The following is a 17,215-nucleotide window of genomic DNA, read 5'->3' as shown; positions in this document are numbered from 1 at the left end:
ATACGATCCTACAGCATATTCACAATTTCCTGATGCAATGCATCGTCGTCCCAGCGCTGGTCTATGTCGGGGCGCTGCATTATCTGCTGCATGATGGCTTCCTGCTTCCGGCCGTTCTGCAACGCTTCGGAATAGCGGATATGCGGACTGAAAGTTACCAGTGAGTAAGCCGGGATCCACTGATCGGGGAACTTCTCGCTCACCTTCGCCTCTATTTTTTTCTGAAGGAGGAATTTTGGATCCGCTACCCTGTCCCGCATTTCCGTGAAATTGTTCACGGCGAGATCGGCAATGGCGTCGGCATCGGGCTTGCGCAGCAACTGGAATTCTTCGAGAATGGCATCCCAGTGATCGCCGTGATGCTGCATCAGATCGTCGAGCACATTGCAGTCTTCGAAGCCGGCATTCATGCCCTGCCCGAAGAACGGAACGATGGCATGCGCTGCATCTCCGATCAATGCGAATTTATCTTCCCGCACCCATGGTTCGCACTTCACCGTTACGAGTGATGAAGTGGGATTGTTGAAGAAATCCTCGAGATAGGTGGGCATCAGCGGCACCGCATCCGGGAAAGTGGTTTCGAAGAATGTTTTTACTTTTTCTTTGGTGTCGAGATGAGAGAAAGAAAGCGGCCCCTCGAATGGGAAGAATAAAGTACAGGTAAATGTTTTATCGAGATTGGGCAGTGCAATGAGCATGAATTCTTTTCTCGGCCAGATGTGCAATGCATTCACATGCATGGCGAAGTCCCCTTCGGCGTTTGCATGAATAGTGAGCTCCTTGTAGCCACAATCGATGTAGAATTGCTGATAGTTGAAACGATCTGTATGCAACTGATGCTGGAGGCGGGCTGCAGAGAAAGCTCCATCTGCTCCGAAGATCAGATCGGCAGTAGCTTTCACCTCTTTTCCCTGATGCTCGAAGGTGATGGTGTTTGTTTTCCAGTCGATATTGGTGCATTTATGATCGAAGAACAATTCGATACCATGTTCTTCGGCAAGATCCATCAGCTTTTTATTGAGTGTTCCGCGTGATACGGAATTGATGAATTGACCTTCTTTGCCGTAAGGCTGAAAAGCGCTGCTGCCATCGATATGATGGATGTATCTCCCATGCATGGGTATGGAGATGCTTTTGATGGCATCTGCCAGCCCTACTTTTTCCAGTGCTTTGAGTCCGCGGTCGCTCAGTGCGAGGTTGATGCTCCTTCCTGCTGCGACCTTTTCTTTGCGCATGTCGGGCCGGCGTTCGTAGAGTTTTACTTTATGTCCCCGTTTGGCGAGGTAAACAGATAAGAGCGAACCAACAAGGCCTGCGCCGATGATGCTAACTTCTTTTTTTTGCACTGCTAAGAATTTATGGACAAGAAATCGTTTTGAAAATCTAAAATACAAACTCCCCTCCATATCACTTCAGGAAACTTAACCATCCGGTAATATTGAAACTATCAACTTTGCGCAGGCAATGAACCACGCTGATGAACTATAAGCAAGCATCTGATAATGAGCTGTTGTTTTGTTGTTATCATGATGACATCAAGGCATACAATGAGCTGGTAGATCGTTATGCTCCCCGCCTGCACAAAGCCGGACTTCGTTATCTCAGAGACAAATTCGTAGTAGAAGAACTGGTGATGGATCTGCTGTTCAATATCTGGGAGCGCAGGCATGAAATAAAAATTGAATACAGTTTTTCCGCTTATCTCTTCAAAGCCTTTCGCAACAAGCTTATCGGGCAGCTTCGCAAAAACATTCCGCACACAAAACCTATCGACGAGATCACGGAAAACGAAATACCGCTTTCTGGCAAAACCGCTGATGCCAACCTCCTTCTCGAACAGGCTGAATTGCTGTATCATCAAAACCTTGCCCGCCTGAGTCCTCAACGCAGACTTGTGTTTGAACTGAGCAGGGAAGAAAATCTCAGCTACAAAGCCATCGCCGAACGAACCGGACTTTCCCTCAACACTGTAGAAAATTATATGGTGGCCGCTCTGGCAACACTTCGCAAGAACCTCCACAATACCACCACTCATATCTGCATTACATTAATGTTTGTATTGCCTCAATAGCAGCCCCTTCCCTTCTTTCTGCCTTTCTTCTTCACCTGCTGAAAAATTTCTTAAAAAAATATCACTTCGGCTGGGTGGTAGCCATACCAATATTGCAACTACCCAGATAGAAGCAAGCGAACAATGAAAGAACCTCATATCGGGCTATTGAAAAAATTTTTAGACAACCAATGTACTCCGGAAGAACTGGAACAGGTGGATCAACTGCTTCAGTTACCGGCATACAACGAGTTGCTGGATAAACTCATCGCCGAACAGACTGCCGACGACTGGGAAAATACCGGTTATGCCGATGAAACGCTGCAGTCAACCGTTGAGCAATGGAAGAGCCAGCTGAATCAACGCATAGCAGCAACATCTCAGGGAAAAGTAGGATCGATATGGAAACGCAACCTGCGAAACATTGCGGCAGTTTCAGCCGGACTGCTGATCATTGGTGGCATCAGTTTCCTCGCCCTGAAAAAATCCAAAACCGAACCAACTTACGTGGTACAGCACAATACTGGCGGAGCGCCTGTAAGGCATCTGCTTCCAGACAGCACAGCCGTTTACCTGGCAGCAGGTAGCCATATTCGTTATGAAATCAGTTTTCAGGGAAATACAAGAGAGGTCTTCCTCGATGGAGAAGCATTTTTCGATGTAAGGCAGGATCATCAGAAACCATTTATCATTCAATCGGGCGAAGTACATACCGAAGTACTGGGTACATCTTTTCGGATAACAGCATTCAAAGGAGCACCGTTGCAGGTTGCAGTAGCATCCGGCAAAGTGCAGGTAACGGATCATCAGAAAGGACAATCGAAGAAGCTGGCAGTTCTTTCCAAAGGCCGGGCAATGAGCTACGACCCTGTAAGCGGATCACTGGAGCAGCAAACTACAGATCCCGCAACGCTCCAAAAATGGGCGGCCGGTGAAGTGAGTCTCGAAAACCAACGACTGGACAGGATCACAGAAGAGCTCCATCGGATTTATGGCGTTCATTTCAGGTTCAATCAATCTACGCTTCCGTTGAGCCGCATCAGCGCTGCATTCTCTGCTACCGAACCAATAGCAAACGTAATGGAGATGCTGGCTTATGTAGGCAAATTCCAATACAGTTACGATAACAAAAAACAACTCTTCACGCTCTACACAAAAAACAACAGCATGCATGCGAAATAACGGTACATCCTCATAAAAAAAATTCCTGCCACAGGGCAGGAATACTGTACACATAAAGCCTTTACGATTGGTAGTCCGAGGGGCTTTATGAACAGGTTTACAGATCAATGAAACTTAATCCATAAACAATTCCCGAAATTATGCAAAAAAGCACTTACCTGCTTTACAAAACCAGGCCGGCATACCGGTATTGGCTCATGTTGTTACTTCCGGTGATACTGATGGCGGTACTCACCACAGCTACGCAAACAGCAAGTGGCCAGAACCTGGCTACGATGAAAATATCAGTAAAAGCACAGAACATCTCCATCAAAAATGCCCTGCGCGAAATACAGCAGCACAGTGAAGTAAAATTTTTTTACGGGCAGGATGTAGATCGTTATGATCATATCCGCGTAAGCCTTACCGAAAAAGAAAACACTGTATTACTCGCTGTAGAACGCGTATTGCAGGCAACCAAACTCCGGTACACGCAAAAAGGATATCATCTCATGATCGATGAAAAACCTGTTGCGGTTGCAGCTCCCAAACAAGAACCGCAGGCGCCGACCCGTCAACCGGGCAGTATCAGCGGGAAGGTAATGGATGGTCGTGGTGATCCGCTTACGGGGGCTACCATCAGCGTCGCAGGCAACAATGGCCATGCCACGAAATCCGCTCCTGACGGCAGTTACAGCCTTAGTCTGAAGCCCGGCATCTATACGCTGGAAGTTAGTTTTATTTCCTATCAACCCCAGCGCATTACAGAGGTGGAAGTAAAGGCAAACAGCAATACGCCGCTCAACATCTCCATGATAGCACAAACCGGTACATTAAATCAGGTAGTGGTAACATCCGGCTATAAAAAAGCAACGGTGTCTGCATTGTATGCGGAGCAAAAGAACCGGGCATCGATCAGCAACGGCATTTCAGCCGAGCAGATCGCAGCAACCCCGGACCGAAACGTAGGAGAAGTACTCAAAAGGATCTCCGGCGTAAATTCTGCCGACAATAAATTTGTTATTGTACGCGGCATAGGCGAACGGTACAATGCCGCGATGCTCGACGGTACAGCTCTCCCCAGTACCGAAGCGCAGAAACGCAGTTTCTCTTTTGAAATGATCCCCAATGCTCTGGTGGATAATGTGGTGGTTTTGAAAACCATCACGCCGGACATGAACATGAGCTTCGGTGGCGGAGCCATTCAGATCAATACGAAAGATATTCCTTCGGAAAATTTCATGACACTTGGTCTCGGAACCTCTTTCAACGATATCTCCACCGGAAAAGATTTCCTGAGCCGCAAACGCGGCTCAAGTGATTATCTCGGTTTCGACGACGGAGGAAGGAGCTTTCCGAAAGGACTTAAATCGATGAACAATGCAGCGCCCGTAAGCGAGATCGTTGAACAAAGCAAACGTTTTGCCAACCGCGACTTCAGCGTGTACAAATACAAGGCAATGCCCTCACAGAATTACCAGTTCGCTATCGGAAAAATGTTCAGGCTCGGCGACGACAATCAACGTAAGTTCGGGTTCACCGGAGCACTGAACTACAGAAATAATCAAACCATCAACAATATCGAAGAGATGCGTCGCGGAAGATGGAATACCAATTCTGTAACCCCGGCCACTGGAAATTCCTACAACTTCAACACTACACTCGGAGCTGTGCTCAACATGGGACTGCAGCTGGGAAAACACCGCATCAGTCTCCGCAATATGTATACGCATTTGTTCGATAACACCTTCACACAAATAAAGGGGGTGGATGCAGACGACAACCTTGCCGGTATGCCCAACCAGATCCGTGAAGCCGATGATCCGGCATTCACAACGCTGATCCAGAACAAGCTGATGGGCCAGCACCAGCTGGGGAAGTTCAAACTCGACTGGGACTTCGCGCGCACAGGCATCAAACGCGAACAAAAAGATATCGGCATTGCAACCAAGGCTGCCAGAGTGATTGGGAAAGACACTTTCTTCTTCTATACGCCGAACCAGCTCTCCGAACCGAGGTTCACTCCTATCTCACGTCACTCCTATGCTAACAGTGAAACGCATTATTCCTGGAATGTTTCTGCTTCAAGGCAATGGAATTTTGGTAAACTCAAAAACATCGCCAAAGCCGGTTATTTTGGTACGCAGCGTCAATCGAGATTCGACTGGCAAATTCTGCCGTTGGTGGTTATCCTGAATGATCTCGATCCCGCCCTCATCAGACTGCCCATAAAAGACTGGCTGAAACCTGAAAACATTCGTGCAGACGGATACATGCTCCTGCTCGACGGATGGGGCAACGATTATTATGCAGGAAAAAGTCAGAACCACGCAGGCTATCTCATGTTCGACAATAAATTCAACAACCAATGGCGGCTTGTGTGGGGATTGCGCGCAGAATATTTCAACTATCAGGAAATACGGAATGCATCCAATGCACCGAAAGAAGGTGCAAATGGAAACTTCGACCGGTCAGCGGACAAGAAATGGCAGTGGCTGCCTTCTGCGAACCTCACCTACAGTCCTGTCAACTCTCTGAACCTTCGCGTCGCTTACTCCAGCACGGTAGTTCGCCCGGAAATGATGGACAACAGCCAGTTCTTCCGCTACAGCGCATTTTACGAAGGACTCGTGGGAAGCGGAGGTATCAGCAGTACCCGCATCACCAGTTACGATTTCAAAGCAGAATGGTTCCCCGGACCAGGAGAACTTTTGTCCATCGGAGGCTTCTACAAATACTTCGACAAACCGGCTGAAATGATTGCCATGGAAACACTCGATTTTGGTTTCCGGTATACTTTGCAGAATTCCAATTGGGCAAAAGTGTATGGTCTTGAACTGGAAGCAAGGAAAAACCTGGGCTTCATCGCAGATGCAGCAATACTGCGAAACCTGACTGCCTATGGAAATCTGTCTCTGCAAAAATCCAGCGTGGAAGGCCTTTACCCTACAGGCCAAAATGATGCTGCAACAGGCAAACCCATCAAGGCTGCCATGAAACAAACACGCGCACTCTATGGACAGGCCCCCTACCTGCTCAACGCCGGACTTCAATACCAGACTGAAAAGCTCGGTATGAATATCGTCTACAATAAATCCGGAAGAAAAACATATTTCGTTACGAATGCTCCCTCCAACACAGAATATGAACAACCCCGTGAACAGCTGGATGCTCAGATAAGCTACAAATTCATCAAATCCGGTGTGGAGATCAGAATCAGTGGAGGCAACTTATTGAATGCAGCATCTGTGTTTTACAATAACAGGGGCAGCTATGAAACAAATCCGGATAATCAGAGTCAACCCGATGCCAGCAATGCATTGAGACTAAAGAAAGGATTCACCGACAAATACGAAGAAGGAGATCTGTACACATTCAGGCAGCGTTTCGGCAGAACCTTCAGTGTGTCGATCAGCTATAAATTTTAAGTACGCAATCAAATTGTTTCTGATGAAAAAATATAAGATCCTGTTAGCGATCCTGATGATGGCGATGATGGCTTGTCAGAAAGGAGAGCTTTACTACACCAACGATCCCAGCATCGTAGAAGTGACATTTACCGGCTCATCCAGTGTGCCATTGGAATTCGTGTATAACAACGATGTGGTGGACAGCACCATCGGTCAATTCAATTCGATCCCCGGAAAATTTCAATTGAACATAAGCAAGGGTGATCAGAAAATATATGTCCGTGAGAAAGGCAAATCAGACATCCTGAAATCATACACCATCGATGCAGCCAGCTACAGACAAGAGTTTGGCATCTTTTACGAAGATGGGAAAATATACGATGCGGGCATCAACTACAACCTCATGATCTTTGCAAAAGACGGGCCGCTGGATTTTTATCTGGACGACAGACTTATCTATCAGGATCTCTATGGAGGTGTTATACTGAGCACATTGAAAATCCCCATCAACAAAGAGCAGCAAAGAATACTCACGGTAAAGAAAAAAGGGGAAACGGCTGTGCTTGTTACGAGAGACATCACTCAGGCGGACTCAAACAAAGTATTGAAATTCTTTCTCACCAGAAATACTGTGGTAGAGAGCATAAAAATTCCTGCATTGAAAAATCCGCAGGGAATGTCGATGACTTTCGCGTTGCAGCAAAATGTGGAATTTGGTCAAACTACCTTTTTAGGCGGGGACCTCGATCTGGTATTTTACATGCGCGACCTGAATACAGGAGAAGTGAGCAGGATAGAACCTGAGCTTCGCGTAACAGTACCGGCAACGCAGCTATTCGTAACGGTAGAGTTGCCACCGCCTCCTGCCGATCATGTGTACACATTCGACATTCTGAAAAAAGGTACCAATGAAGCCGCGTATCTCAGCAATACCCCTGCGTATACGGTTAAACCTGCAGAGGGGAAATCCGGATATATCTTTTTTCTGGTGGGGGGCGATACTAAGATGTTCCTTCCCGGTGAAAGGCATGTGGGTGAAATAGCGATAGCCGAAGAATTTGGTGGGGAGAATTTTGATGAAATCTATGTAACGCCTGCAATGAGCACCGACCTGAGTCTCTTCCTCAATATTGAAAATGAATAGAAAAATTGAAAAGGGAGCATCGAAAAATGCTCCCTTTTCTTATTCAAACAACTTACTGTTTTTTGTAGATCAACTAACCGCCGCAGTTGCCAGCACTTCTTTGATGATCTGACCAAACTGCCACACATCTTCAAACCTGTTGTACAATGGCACAGGCGCAACGCGGATCACATTCGGCTCACGCCAGTCTGCGATCACGCCACGATCCATCAGCGTTTTGAAAACTTCTTTACCGCGAACCAGCATCAGCAGCGATACCTGGCATCCTCGCGCTGCTTCCTCCGAAGGAGTGATCACTTCCACTACCTTTTGTCCGGACTGCTCATTCATTTCGTTGAGTATGAATTGCAGGTATCCTGACAATTGTTTTCCTTTCATCACCAATGCAGGCATTCCTGCTTCATCAAAAATATCTACTGCTGCTTTATGCGCCGCCATCGAGAGCACGGGCGCATTGCTCAGCTGCCATCCTTCGGCTGTTGGAATGGGATCGAAACCGGATTTCATCTGGAAACGTGTTTCCTTTGTATGCCCCCACCAGCCTGCAAAGCGCGGCAATGTTTTATTGTTCAGGTGTTGCTGATGAATGTATGCACCAGACACGCCACCAGGACCGGAGTTCATGTATTTGTAACTGCACCAGCAGGCGAAATCAACTTGCCAGTCGTGCAATTTCAGTTCAATATTTCCTGCTGCATGTGCGAGATCGAAACCGCAGAGCGCACCTGCTTTGTGTGCTGCTTCCGTGATGGTGCGCATATCCAGCACTTGTCCGCTGTAGTAGTTAACACCTCCGAAGAGCACGAGCGCCGTTGAATCTTTATGAGCATCGATTACGGAGAGAATATCTTCCGTACGAAGTGTATGCTCACCTTCACGCGGAGCAATTTCAACGATGGCATCTTTGGAGAAACCATGAAATGCCACCTGCGTTTCGATCGCATACTGATCGGAAGGAAATGCTTTTGCTTCGCAAATGATTTTATATCGTTCTTTGGTTGGTCTGTAAAAACTTACCATCAGCAAATGAAGATTCACCGTGAGTTGATTCATCACCACAACTTCTTCCGGTAAGGCTCCTACAATTTTGCTTACCTGTGCAGGAAAGATCTCATGGTAGGAGAACCATGGGTTTTTCGCATGAAAATGGCCTTCCACGCCGTATTGAGCCCAGTCGTTCAACTCCTGCTGGATATATGATTGAACTGTTTTCGGTTGAAGTCCGAGTGAATTTCCGGTGAAGTAGATGCTGTCTTTTCCGTTCACCTGTGGTATGAAGAAACGTTGTCTGAATTCACGCAATGCATCCTGCTGATCGGCCTGTTGCGCAAATTCAAGCGTATTTTGATAATTCATGGCAAGTATCGTTTTGGGTCTGTTTTTTTTAGGTACTTTTCTTTACTGCTAATCGATGGTGGCAATCACTTTCAGTTCGATGGCAATCGGTGTAGGCAAACTTTTGATTTCAACAGTTGTTCTGCAAGCCTGCACACTGGTGAAGTAGTCGGCGTAAATCTTATTGTAAATGGGAAAGTCCTGTTTCATATTGGTGAGAAAAACCGTTACGTCAACAATCTTGTCCCAGCTGCTGCCGCTGGCTTCCAGCACGGCTTTCACGTTGGCGAATACTGCGTGGCATTCTGCTGCGATATCATATTTCACTATGTTGCCTGCAGCATCGAGTTCGAGGCCGGGAATGGAATTGTCTTTGGAACTTCTCGGACCAATACCGGAGAGGAATAAAAGATTGCCTACTTTCCTCGCATGAGGATAAGCGCCTAATGGTTTGGCAGCTTCATTTGTTTGTACAATATCCTTGCTCATACTTTGCTTTTAGAGTTGCACACAAATGTTCTTTGGTTCGGTGAAGAAGCGCAATGCCTCCCATCCGCCTTCACGGCCAACGCCGCTGTTCTTCAATCCGCCGAACGGTGTTCTGAGATCGCGGAGCAGCCAGCAGTTGATCCAGATGATACCACTTTCTGTCTGCGCTCCTACGCGATGCGCGCGGGAGAGATCGGTGGTCCAGATGCTGGCAGCAAGGCCGTACTGAGTGGCATTCGCCAGTTGCAGGGCTTCTTCTTCGGTGTTAAACGTTTGCAGCGTAACAACGGGTCCGAAAATTTCTTCCTGATTGCTGACGGTGTTGGGGCCGAGGCCTTCGATCACCGTGGGTTCTATGAACCAGCCATTGGCGCAACGTCCGGACGGCTTTACGGCATTGCCTCCGCAGAGAATGGTGCCTCCCTCCTCTTTTGCTTTTTCGATGCAGCCCATCACTTTGTCGAAATGCATTTTGCTCACAATAGCGCCCTGCTTTGTTTTTTCGTCGAGCGGATCGCCTACCGCCAGCGCTTTCGCGCGGGCTACGAATTCGGTTTTGAATTTCTCGTAGATCGATGATTGCACCAGAATGCGGCTTCCGCACAAACAGATCTGTCCCTGATTGGCGAAGGATGATTGCATGGTGGTGTTCATCATCTTCTCCCAGTCGCAGTCTTCAAATATGATGTTGGGATTTTTCCCTCCAAGTTCAAGCGATAATTTTTTGAATACAGGCGCCGCAACAGACGCGATGCGCGCTCCTGCCCTTGTGCTTCCTGTGAAGGAGATGGCTTTAATGGCAGGATGCGTTACAATGGCTTCTCCTGTAACCGGACCAGTTCCGTGCAGGATGTTCAGCACACCATCTGGCAATCCGGCTTCTTTTGCAATGCGTGCCAGCAGGAAAGCAGTAACCGGCGTAACTTCTGAAGGCTTTGCAATTACGCAGTTGCCTGCAGCCAGCGCCGGCGCTATCTTCCAGGTGAAGAGATAGAGCGGAAGATTCCATGGAGAGATGCATCCCACAACTCCGATCGGTTGACGAAGCGTGTAGTTGATAGCCGTGTTCTCCATCTGGTGACTCTCCGCTGCGAAGTGCATGATGCCCGTGGCAAAGAAACGGAAATTGGCAGAGGCGCGCGGAATATCGATCTTACGCGACAACCAAAGCGGTTTGCCATTGTCGTTAGTTTCCGCGCGTGCGAGCAATTCTAAGTTCTCGTCGATGAGATCCGCGATGCGGTTGAGTATGGTAAATCGTTTTTCGAGCGGCGTTACAGACCAGGTTTTGAATGCTTTCTGAGCAACTTCCACTGCAACGGCAACGTCTTTTTCGTTGCTATCTGGGATCTTGCCACTTACTTCACCGGTTGATGGATCGAAGTTGTCGATGAATTGGCCACTCAGCGGGCCGATGAAATTGCCGCCGATGAAATTCTCTAAATGAAAAGGTATTTCAGCTTGCATAATAATTCGGGATTAGATGGAACCTGTTCTTCCTCCGTCAACAGGGATACTCACGCCATTTACATAACTCGCCGCAGGCGATGCCAGAAAAGCCGCTACTGCAGCCACTTCCGAGGCTTGCCCTACTCTGCCCAGTGGTACTTCTTTCGCCATGTCTTCTATCACCTCGTCTTCACTGATCTGTTTGTTTCCGGCGATATTCTTTACCAGTCCTGCAAGTCTTGCAGTAGCAGTTGCCCCAGGCAATACATTGTTAACGGTGATATTGAAAGGTCCGAGTTCGAGGCTCATGGTTTTGGCCCAGCTCGCTACGGCTCCGCGTGTAGTGTTCGATACCCCCAGATTCTTCAGCGGGATCTTCACAGAAGTGCTGATGATATTGATGATCCTTCCGAATTTCGCAGCCTTCATACCCGGCACTACCGCCTGCGTGAGCAGGTGATTGCAGATGAGGTGCTGGTTGTAGGTATTGAGGAACTGTTCGGGTGTTGCATCCACGATGGGACCGGCTGGCGGGCCACCAGTATTATTGATGAGAATATGAATGGGATTTGTTGCAACAAGTGTACGAACCACACTAGCCACTTCTTCGGGTTTGCTGAAATCAGCTACGAGATAATTGTGTTGCTGGCGCAGCGCGATATCCAGTTTGAGGATGGCCTGTTTCAGCGATTCTTCATTGCGCGATATCAGCGTGCAATTCGCTCCAAGCAAAGCCAGTTCTTCTGCTATCGCCAATCCGATACCCTGTGTGCTTCCGCAAATGAGGGCATTTTTTCCTTCGAGAGAAAGATTCATAACAAGCAATTTATAGGGAATCAAATGTACACAGATTAACATTAACTTTACCGCACTTCACCTTATTCTTTACATTGCTAAAACTTGTCATATGCCAATTGCTGCTCCTTTCAATTTAAAACGCTGGATCGATGAACACCGCGATCTGCTGAAACCTCCTGTAGGCAATCAATGTGTTTACAAAGATGCCGAGAACTTTATCGTAATGGTGGTTGGTGGCCCCAACTCACGAAAAGATTATCACTTCAACAAAAGCGAAGAACTCTATTATCAGCTGGAAGGGAATATGGTGCTGAAGATCATCGACAATGGTGAACCACGCAATATTCCTATCAATGAAGGAGATATGTTTTTGCTTCCTCCCAACACACCGCATTCGCCGCAACGCCCTGCCAACACGGTTGGACTGGTAATCGAAAAGATCCGTGAAGACGAAGAGAATGAGAAAGACGCCTTCATGTGGTTCTGTGAAAACTGCGGCAATAAACTATTTGAAGAATTTGTATTTGTAAAAGATATCGTGAAGCAACTGCCTCCCATCATGGAGAAGTTCTACAGCTCAACGGAGCTTCGCACCTGCAAAAAATGCGGCACGGTGATGGAGCCACCTGTGAAAAAGTAATACCCTTATGAAGATCGACATACACACGCACATCATGCCCGAAAAGATGCCCAACTGGGTGCAGAAATTCGGGTACGGAGAGTTCATTCATGTAGAACATCGCAACTGCAAAGCCTGCATGATGAAGGGCGACAAGCTCTTCCGCGAAGTAGAAGACAATTGCTTCAAAGCCACCCTCCGCGAAGAAGAGATGCGCGCAACCGGAGTTACCATGCAGGTGCTCAGCACTATTCCGGTGCTGTTCAACTACTGGGCGAAGCCTGCAGATGGACATGAAACATCACGTTTCTTCAATGACCATATCGCAGAAACAGTGGCCGATGCGCCGGAGAGTTTTATCGGGCTGGGCACTGCTCCTATGCAGGATATCGATCTCGCTATCCGCGAAATGGAACGCTGCGTAAAAGAACTGAAACTGCCGGGATTGGAGATCGGCAGCAATATCAATGGGAAAAACCTATCGGATCCTGCATTCTTTCCTTTCTATGAAGCCGCATCGGAACTGGGTTGTGCGCTGTTTGTACATCCCTGGGAAATGATGGGCGAAACACAGATGCAGCGCTACTGGCTGCCATGGCTGGTGGGCATGCCTGCTGAAACAAGCCGCGCCATCTGCTCGATGATATTCGGCGGCGTGTTTGAAAAATTCCCGAAGCTGCGCGTGGCATTTGCACATGGCGGCGGATCGTTCCCGTTCACTATCGGAAGAATACAGCATGGATATGATGTTCGTCCCGATCTGGTAGCGATCGATAATGCAGTTTCACCGCGCGATTACATCGGAAAATTTTGGGTGGATAGTCTGGTGCATGATGCATCTGCGATGAAATACATCATGGATGTGATGGGAGAAGATAAGGTTTGCCTTGGAAGCGATTATCCTTTTCCGTTAGGAGAACATTATCCGGGAAAACTGATCGAAGAAATGGAGCTGGATGCATCAGTGAAAGAGAAACTGCTGTACAGGAATGCAATGAACTGGCTGAATTTAACTAGGTGAAAATTTAAAGCTCCAGCAAGAGTTTTCGATTTTAAGAAGAAACTAATTAGCTACAAATAATCAAAAAAACATCCTTCAAAACTATAGCTTAGAACCAACTCTAATTGTTAGCATTGAGTTAGATGTATCGACATGCACATTTGATATCGGTTTATCAAAAATAGCTTGCGCATCTTTTACATTCAAAAAACCTTGTTGAATAATGTACTCTTTTATTTGATTTGCTAACCGCAATGCTTCATTGTCGCCCAAAAGAGAATAAATCCTGACTGGAGAGTTAATATCTTGAGTTCTCAAAAATGCTCCAAAATAAGCTTTGAATTCTCCATCAAACTCTCTGGGTTGGTCTACAATATTTATATTTTCTATTTTACCTGCAGTAATTCCCCCTTGTTGATTATGGCTTTCTACATGAAAAACAGAGACTGTATCCTTCTTTGGTGCAAGGGAAGAATTGCTAATTCCAGCTTTTTCAATCTTTCTAAAACTTGTTTTATCCTTTGATTCATGAGCCGTTGGATTTGCAATATATACTGTGTCCTTTGTTGGAATTGAATTTTGAGGATCAATTGAGACCCACGGAGTAGTTATTTTTGCTTTATTCTTGATGCCCCAATATATTGCAAATGATATTCCGCCTACAAGCAACAAAACAGCTAAAATAAAATAATACGGATGCTTGATAAAAAAATCCCAAATTCCTTTTTTAGATTCAGTCGTCATATTTCACTAAATATACGACAGTTTTTTTGCTTGTTCTACTTAAAACAGATTAGGATAATCGGAGATGATTCCATCGACTCCCAACTCACGCAGTTTATCGATCGCGGTTTTATCATTCACCGTCCACGGCACTACTTTCATATTGTGTTTGTGAGCCTCCTCCACCATTTCTTTCGTAACATTAATGAAATAGGGACTGTAAATAGTTGGAGTAAAACCGAGTTCTTCGAGTTGCCGCTCCATACTGCGTTGGCTCACGCCTTCAATCAGCGCGGCAGTCTTCACTTTCGGATATTTTGCATGCAATACCTTCAGTGTGCGGAAATCAAAGCTCTGAATGATCACACGATCAGCAATGCCGGCTCTGTTGATCACGCTCATCAGCAGGTTTACGAACTGCTCCGGTTCAGGATGAAATAAATTATCGGTTACAGGATTGCTCTTGGTTTCGATGTTATAGAACACCGGTTGTTTCCCTTTTTGTTTTACGGCAGCCTCTACCTGCGCAATCACATCGCTGAGCAGCGGTTTAGTGGCGGCGATTTTTTGCTGTTTCGGGAAATTCGGATGGTGCTTCAGTCCTACATCGTAACGCTGCGTTTCGTTGTAGGTCATTTTGAAGATGTTGAGGTTCTTCTCTTCTTTTTCTGAAACGAAACTGCCATCGGGCAGCGTAGTGATATGATGATTGAAGAATGGCTCGTGCGAAAGTATCACCTGACTGTCTTTGGTGATCACTGCATCCATCTCCAATGTGGTAATGTTCAGATCGAGGGCATGCAGCATGGCGGGAATGGTATTCTCCGGCATCAGCCCGCGGCAGCCGCGGTGGCCTTCTCTGTCGTATTGAGGTAATTGCACGCTTGATTTTTTTGAGGATGCGCATCCGAGCATCAGCATAGATGCGGCAGCGAAGGAGTACAGGGTTTTCTTCATGGCTCCAAAGTACTGTATAAAAAATGTATCAGCTGTTGGTATCCTTTTTAAATAATTGTGAAGCCCGTTGCTCCATCGCCGATGCAATGTACTGAGCATCGGATGATCCCTGTTTCAGGTGATGGATGATATTGTGGTAACTGGCTTCATCTCTGTTCTGACTGAGTTTGAAAACGGCTTCGAGTGAAGTGATTTTTATTTCAAAACCTACGATGGCTTTGAGCAATGGAGCTACATATCCTTCACTGAGCTGTTCGAAATTGGAAGGAGATGCAGGATTATTCTCGAATGAATTCTGTGTTTCGCGAAGGATCGCTGCCAGCTCAGCATCGCTGGTGAAGCTTACTGTTCCGCGCGCATGCACCGTCATGTAATTCCAGGTGCCGCCGGAGCGCTGATTGCTGTACCACGAAGGGCTTACGTAACAATGCGGACTGGTGAAAAGCGCCAATACACGCGGGTTCTGTTCGAATGCGAGATGATGATCTGTCTTACGCATGATATGGCCGAGCAGCCTTATCTCTTCTCCTTCCTTCCTGATCAGCAGCGGTACCTGAGTTGCCACCGGGCAACCATCGGCATCGCTGCCGATCAGTGTAGCAAAGGGGTGTTGTTGCATGAAGGACAGCAGCTCTGCCGCATCCTTCTCAACATATTGGGGGAGGTTATACATCAATATTTGTTCTTGTGCTTCTTCTTTTTCTGCTGACCGGGAGCAAACTCTTTGGCAGATTGTGCACCCGCGATCTTCTTCGCCTGCCCCGGAGGAAGCGGCTTCGAATCTACCACCACCACTCTTCTGTGCGAATGTGTGGTGCTGCACGAACTGCCTGCCACGATCATCACTAAAACGCTTACACTCAAAATAATCAATGATTTCATAGTATGGATATTTTTTTGAAAACTATTACTCGATCACTTCAACCACTTTGGTAGCGCCAAGGTTTGCATTGCGCATAGCGATGCTGCGGATAGCATTGGCAGCAAATTCCATGAATGCTCTCTTGGTTACGTTATCGTCGCCGGCCATGATAGGAATTCCGTTATCACCGCCTTCGCGGATACTTTGTACCAGCGGAATCTGACCGAGGAAAGGAATATCATATTCCTCTGCCAAATTCTTGCCACCTTCTTTACCGAAGATGTAGTATTTGTTTTCAGGCAGTTCTGCGGGTGTGAAGTAACTCATGTTTTCAACCAGGCCGATGATAGGCACTTTGATCTGAGCCTGACCGAACATGGCGATCCCTTTTTTAGCATCGGCCAGGGCCACCTCCTGCGGGGTGGTTACCACCACTACGCCGGTTACTGGTACGGTCTGCATCAGGGTGAGGTGAATATCGCCGGTGCCGGGGGGCATATCTATTACGAGATAATCCAGTTCATTCCAATCCACATCGGTGGCAAATTGACGGATGGCGCTGCTGGCCATCGGTCCGCGCCAAACCACGGCATTTTTTTCATCTACGAGCAGTCCGATGCTCATCAGTTTGATGCCGAATTTTTCGAGGGGAACAATCATACCCTTGTCGCTTCCTTCCACGGGGCGCATCATGGGTCGCTGCCCTCTTACGCCGAACATGATGGGAACGCTGGGGCCGTAAATATCGGCATCCATCAATCCTACAGAAGCTCCGCTGGTTGCGATGGCCAGCGCCAGGTTGGCAGCAACGGTGCTCTTTCCTACTCCACCTTTACCGCTCACTACGGCAATGATATTTTTTACTTTAGGGAGAACGCTCTGTGTGTCTTTTCTGGTGCTGCTCGTATTGGCAGTGAAATTCACGGTTACATTGGCCTCTTTATTCACCAGCAGCTTCACTGCATTTACGCAGGCATTGCGGATGAGGTCCTTCATGGGGCAGGCCGGAGTGGTGAGCACAACAGTGAAAGAAACATTGTTCCCGGTGATGGCAATGTCCTTTACCATATTGAGTGTCACTAAGTCTTTACCAAGATCAGGCTCCTGTACATTGCTCAAAGCCTTTAATATTTGCTCCGGGGTCATCAGTCTAGTTATTTTGTTAAAAGAATCAATTGGCTGCAAAATTAACCATTAACAAGGGTATTTTGTTGAGTG

Annotated in this window: 16 protein-coding genes; 6 read left to right on the top strand and 10 right to left on the bottom strand. The window is 47.1% G+C overall.

Going from position 1 to position 17,215, the window contains the following annotated elements; genetic code table 11:
• Window positions 1-8: 8 nt before the first annotated feature.
• The gene (locus tag HHL16_RS20075) at window positions 9-1,346 is read right to left on the bottom strand and encodes an NAD(P)/FAD-dependent oxidoreductase (protein ID WP_206022510.1); all 1,338 of its coding nucleotides are present in this window, start codon (window positions 1,344-1,346) and stop codon (window positions 9-11) included.
• Window positions 1,347-1,477: 131 nt separating this feature from the next.
• On the opposite strand from HHL16_RS20075, the gene HHL16_RS20070 reads away from it, so the two are divergent.
• From HHL16_RS20070 to HHL16_RS20055, 4 genes are all read left to right on the top strand, one after another.
• Window positions 1,478-2,071 carry a sigma-70 family RNA polymerase sigma factor gene (locus HHL16_RS20070; RefSeq protein WP_169427122.1) on the top strand — a complete coding sequence of 198 codons (594 nt, stop codon included), beginning with the start codon at window positions 1,478-1,480 and terminating at the stop codon, window positions 2,069-2,071.
• A gap of 147 nt (window positions 2,072-2,218) precedes the next feature.
• The gene (locus tag HHL16_RS20065; protein ID WP_169427121.1) at window positions 2,219-3,232 is read left to right on the top strand and encodes a FecR domain-containing protein; all 1,014 of its coding nucleotides are present in this window, start codon (window positions 2,219-2,221) and stop codon (window positions 3,230-3,232) included.
• Between the two features lie 140 nt (window positions 3,233-3,372).
• Window positions 3,373-6,639: a TonB-dependent receptor gene (locus HHL16_RS20060; protein ID WP_169427120.1), complete on the top strand. Its 3,267-nt coding sequence runs from the start codon at window positions 3,373-3,375 to the stop codon at window positions 6,637-6,639.
• Window positions 6,640-6,661: 22 nt separating this feature from the next.
• Entirely contained in the window at window positions 6,662-7,765 is a 1,104-nt protein-coding gene (locus HHL16_RS20055) for a hypothetical protein (RefSeq protein WP_169427119.1), read from the top strand.
• A gap of 69 nt (window positions 7,766-7,834) precedes the next feature.
• Here the strand turns inward: HHL16_RS20055 and kynU are convergent, their stop codons facing one another.
• The 4 genes from kynU to HHL16_RS20035 are packed head-to-tail and all read right to left on the bottom strand — an operon-like array spanning window position 7,835 to window position 11,854.
• The gene (gene kynU, locus HHL16_RS20050; protein ID WP_169427118.1) at window positions 7,835-9,121 is read right to left on the bottom strand and encodes a kynureninase; all 1,287 of its coding nucleotides are present in this window, start codon (window positions 9,119-9,121) and stop codon (window positions 7,835-7,837) included.
• Between the two features lie 48 nt (window positions 9,122-9,169).
• Window positions 9,170-9,589, bottom strand: coding sequence for a Rid family hydrolase (locus tag HHL16_RS20045; protein ID WP_169427117.1), 420 nt, complete (start codon window positions 9,587-9,589; stop codon window positions 9,170-9,172).
• Window positions 9,590-9,598: 9 nt separating this feature from the next.
• Window positions 9,599-11,056: an aldehyde dehydrogenase gene (locus HHL16_RS20040; protein ID WP_169427116.1), complete on the bottom strand. Its 1,458-nt coding sequence runs from the start codon at window positions 11,054-11,056 to the stop codon at window positions 9,599-9,601.
• Window positions 11,057-11,068: 12 nt separating this feature from the next.
• Window positions 11,069-11,854, bottom strand: a complete 786-nt coding sequence (locus tag HHL16_RS20035) for an SDR family oxidoreductase (RefSeq protein WP_169427115.1) — start codon at window positions 11,852-11,854, stop codon at window positions 11,069-11,071.
• 91 nt (window positions 11,855-11,945) lie between these two features.
• On the opposite strand from HHL16_RS20035, the gene HHL16_RS20030 reads away from it, so the two are divergent.
• Both HHL16_RS20030 and HHL16_RS20025 read left to right on the top strand, forming a co-directional pair.
• Complete coding sequence (locus HHL16_RS20030) at window positions 11,946-12,476, top strand: 3-hydroxyanthranilate 3,4-dioxygenase (RefSeq protein ID WP_206022508.1); 531 nt, start codon at window positions 11,946-11,948, stop codon at window positions 12,474-12,476.
• A 7-nt stretch (window positions 12,477-12,483) separates the two neighbouring features.
• Complete coding sequence (locus HHL16_RS20025; protein ID WP_169427114.1) at window positions 12,484-13,476, top strand: amidohydrolase family protein; 993 nt, start codon at window positions 12,484-12,486, stop codon at window positions 13,474-13,476.
• An 81-nt stretch (window positions 13,477-13,557) separates the two neighbouring features.
• On the opposite strand, the gene HHL16_RS20020 is transcribed toward HHL16_RS20025, so the two are convergent.
• Genes HHL16_RS20020 through HHL16_RS20000 form a run of 5 tightly spaced genes read right to left on the bottom strand, consistent with a single transcriptional unit; the run spans window position 13,558 to window position 17,143 of the window.
• Complete coding sequence (locus HHL16_RS20020; protein WP_169427113.1) at window positions 13,558-14,199, bottom strand: hypothetical protein; 642 nt, start codon at window positions 14,197-14,199, stop codon at window positions 13,558-13,560.
• A 39-nt stretch (window positions 14,200-14,238) separates the two neighbouring features.
• Window positions 14,239-15,135 carry a glycerophosphodiester phosphodiesterase family protein gene (locus HHL16_RS20015; RefSeq protein ID WP_240966278.1) on the bottom strand — a complete coding sequence of 299 codons (897 nt, stop codon included), beginning with the start codon at window positions 15,133-15,135 and terminating at the stop codon, window positions 14,239-14,241.
• 28 nt (window positions 15,136-15,163) lie between these two features.
• Window positions 15,164-15,808, bottom strand: coding sequence for an FMN-binding negative transcriptional regulator (locus tag HHL16_RS20010; RefSeq protein ID WP_169427112.1), 645 nt, complete (start codon window positions 15,806-15,808; stop codon window positions 15,164-15,166).
• Complete coding sequence (locus HHL16_RS20005) at window positions 15,808-16,017, bottom strand: hypothetical protein (RefSeq protein ID WP_206022506.1); 210 nt, start codon at window positions 16,015-16,017, stop codon at window positions 15,808-15,810. The genes HHL16_RS20010 and HHL16_RS20005 overlap by 1 nt, the downstream gene beginning before the upstream one ends.
• A gap of 25 nt (window positions 16,018-16,042) precedes the next feature.
• On the bottom strand, window positions 16,043-17,143 hold the full coding sequence (locus tag HHL16_RS20000; RefSeq protein ID WP_169427111.1) for an Mrp/NBP35 family ATP-binding protein: 1,101 nt from the start codon (window positions 17,141-17,143) through the stop codon (window positions 16,043-16,045).
• Window positions 17,144-17,215: the final 72 nt, after the last annotated feature.

It is taken from the genome of Pseudoflavitalea sp. G-6-1-2 (assembly GCF_012927185.1).
Lineage (GTDB): Bacteria > Bacteroidota > Bacteroidia > Chitinophagales > Chitinophagaceae > Pseudobacter.
Note: the sequence above shows the minus strand (reverse complement) of the source record. Positions and strands in the feature narration are given on the sequence as shown.

What these genes read in the sequence shown, in the direction of transcription:
- HHL16_RS20030 (WP_206022508.1), top strand. Translation starts at nt 11,946, where the DNA reads ATGCCAATTGCTGCTCCTTTCAATTTAAAACGCTGGATCGATGAACAC.
- HHL16_RS20035 (WP_169427115.1), bottom strand. Translation starts at nt 11,854, where the DNA reads ATGAATCTTTCTCTCGAAGGAAAAAATGCCCTCATTTGCGGAAGCACA.
- HHL16_RS20000 (WP_169427111.1), bottom strand. Translation starts at nt 17,143, where the DNA reads ATGACCCCGGAGCAAATATTAAAGGCTTTGAGCAATGTACAGGAGCCT.
- HHL16_RS20025 (WP_169427114.1), top strand. Translation starts at nt 12,484, where the DNA reads ATGAAGATCGACATACACACGCACATCATGCCCGAAAAGATGCCCAAC.
- HHL16_RS20005 (WP_206022506.1), bottom strand. Translation starts at nt 16,017, where the DNA reads ATGAAATCATTGATTATTTTGAGTGTAAGCGTTTTAGTGATGATCGTG.
- HHL16_RS20070 (WP_169427122.1), top strand. Translation starts at nt 1,478, where the DNA reads ATGAACTATAAGCAAGCATCTGATAATGAGCTGTTGTTTTGTTGTTAT.
- HHL16_RS20045 (WP_169427117.1), bottom strand. Translation starts at nt 9,589, where the DNA reads ATGAGCAAGGATATTGTACAAACAAATGAAGCTGCCAAACCATTAGGC.
- HHL16_RS20040 (WP_169427116.1), bottom strand. Translation starts at nt 11,056, where the DNA reads ATGCAAGCTGAAATACCTTTTCATTTAGAGAATTTCATCGGCGGCAAT.
- HHL16_RS20020 (WP_169427113.1), bottom strand. Translation starts at nt 14,199, where the DNA reads ATGACGACTGAATCTAAAAAAGGAATTTGGGATTTTTTTATCAAGCAT.
- HHL16_RS20055 (WP_169427119.1), top strand. Translation starts at nt 6,662, where the DNA reads ATGAAAAAATATAAGATCCTGTTAGCGATCCTGATGATGGCGATGATG.
- HHL16_RS20010 (WP_169427112.1), bottom strand. Translation starts at nt 15,808, where the DNA reads ATGTATAACCTCCCCCAATATGTTGAGAAGGATGCGGCAGAGCTGCTG.
- HHL16_RS20060 (WP_169427120.1), top strand. Translation starts at nt 3,373, where the DNA reads ATGCAAAAAAGCACTTACCTGCTTTACAAAACCAGGCCGGCATACCGG.
- kynU (WP_169427118.1), bottom strand. Translation starts at nt 9,121, where the DNA reads ATGAATTATCAAAATACGCTTGAATTTGCGCAACAGGCCGATCAGCAG.
- HHL16_RS20015 (WP_240966278.1), bottom strand. Translation starts at nt 15,135, where the DNA reads ATGAAGAAAACCCTGTACTCCTTCGCTGCCGCATCTATGCTGATGCTC.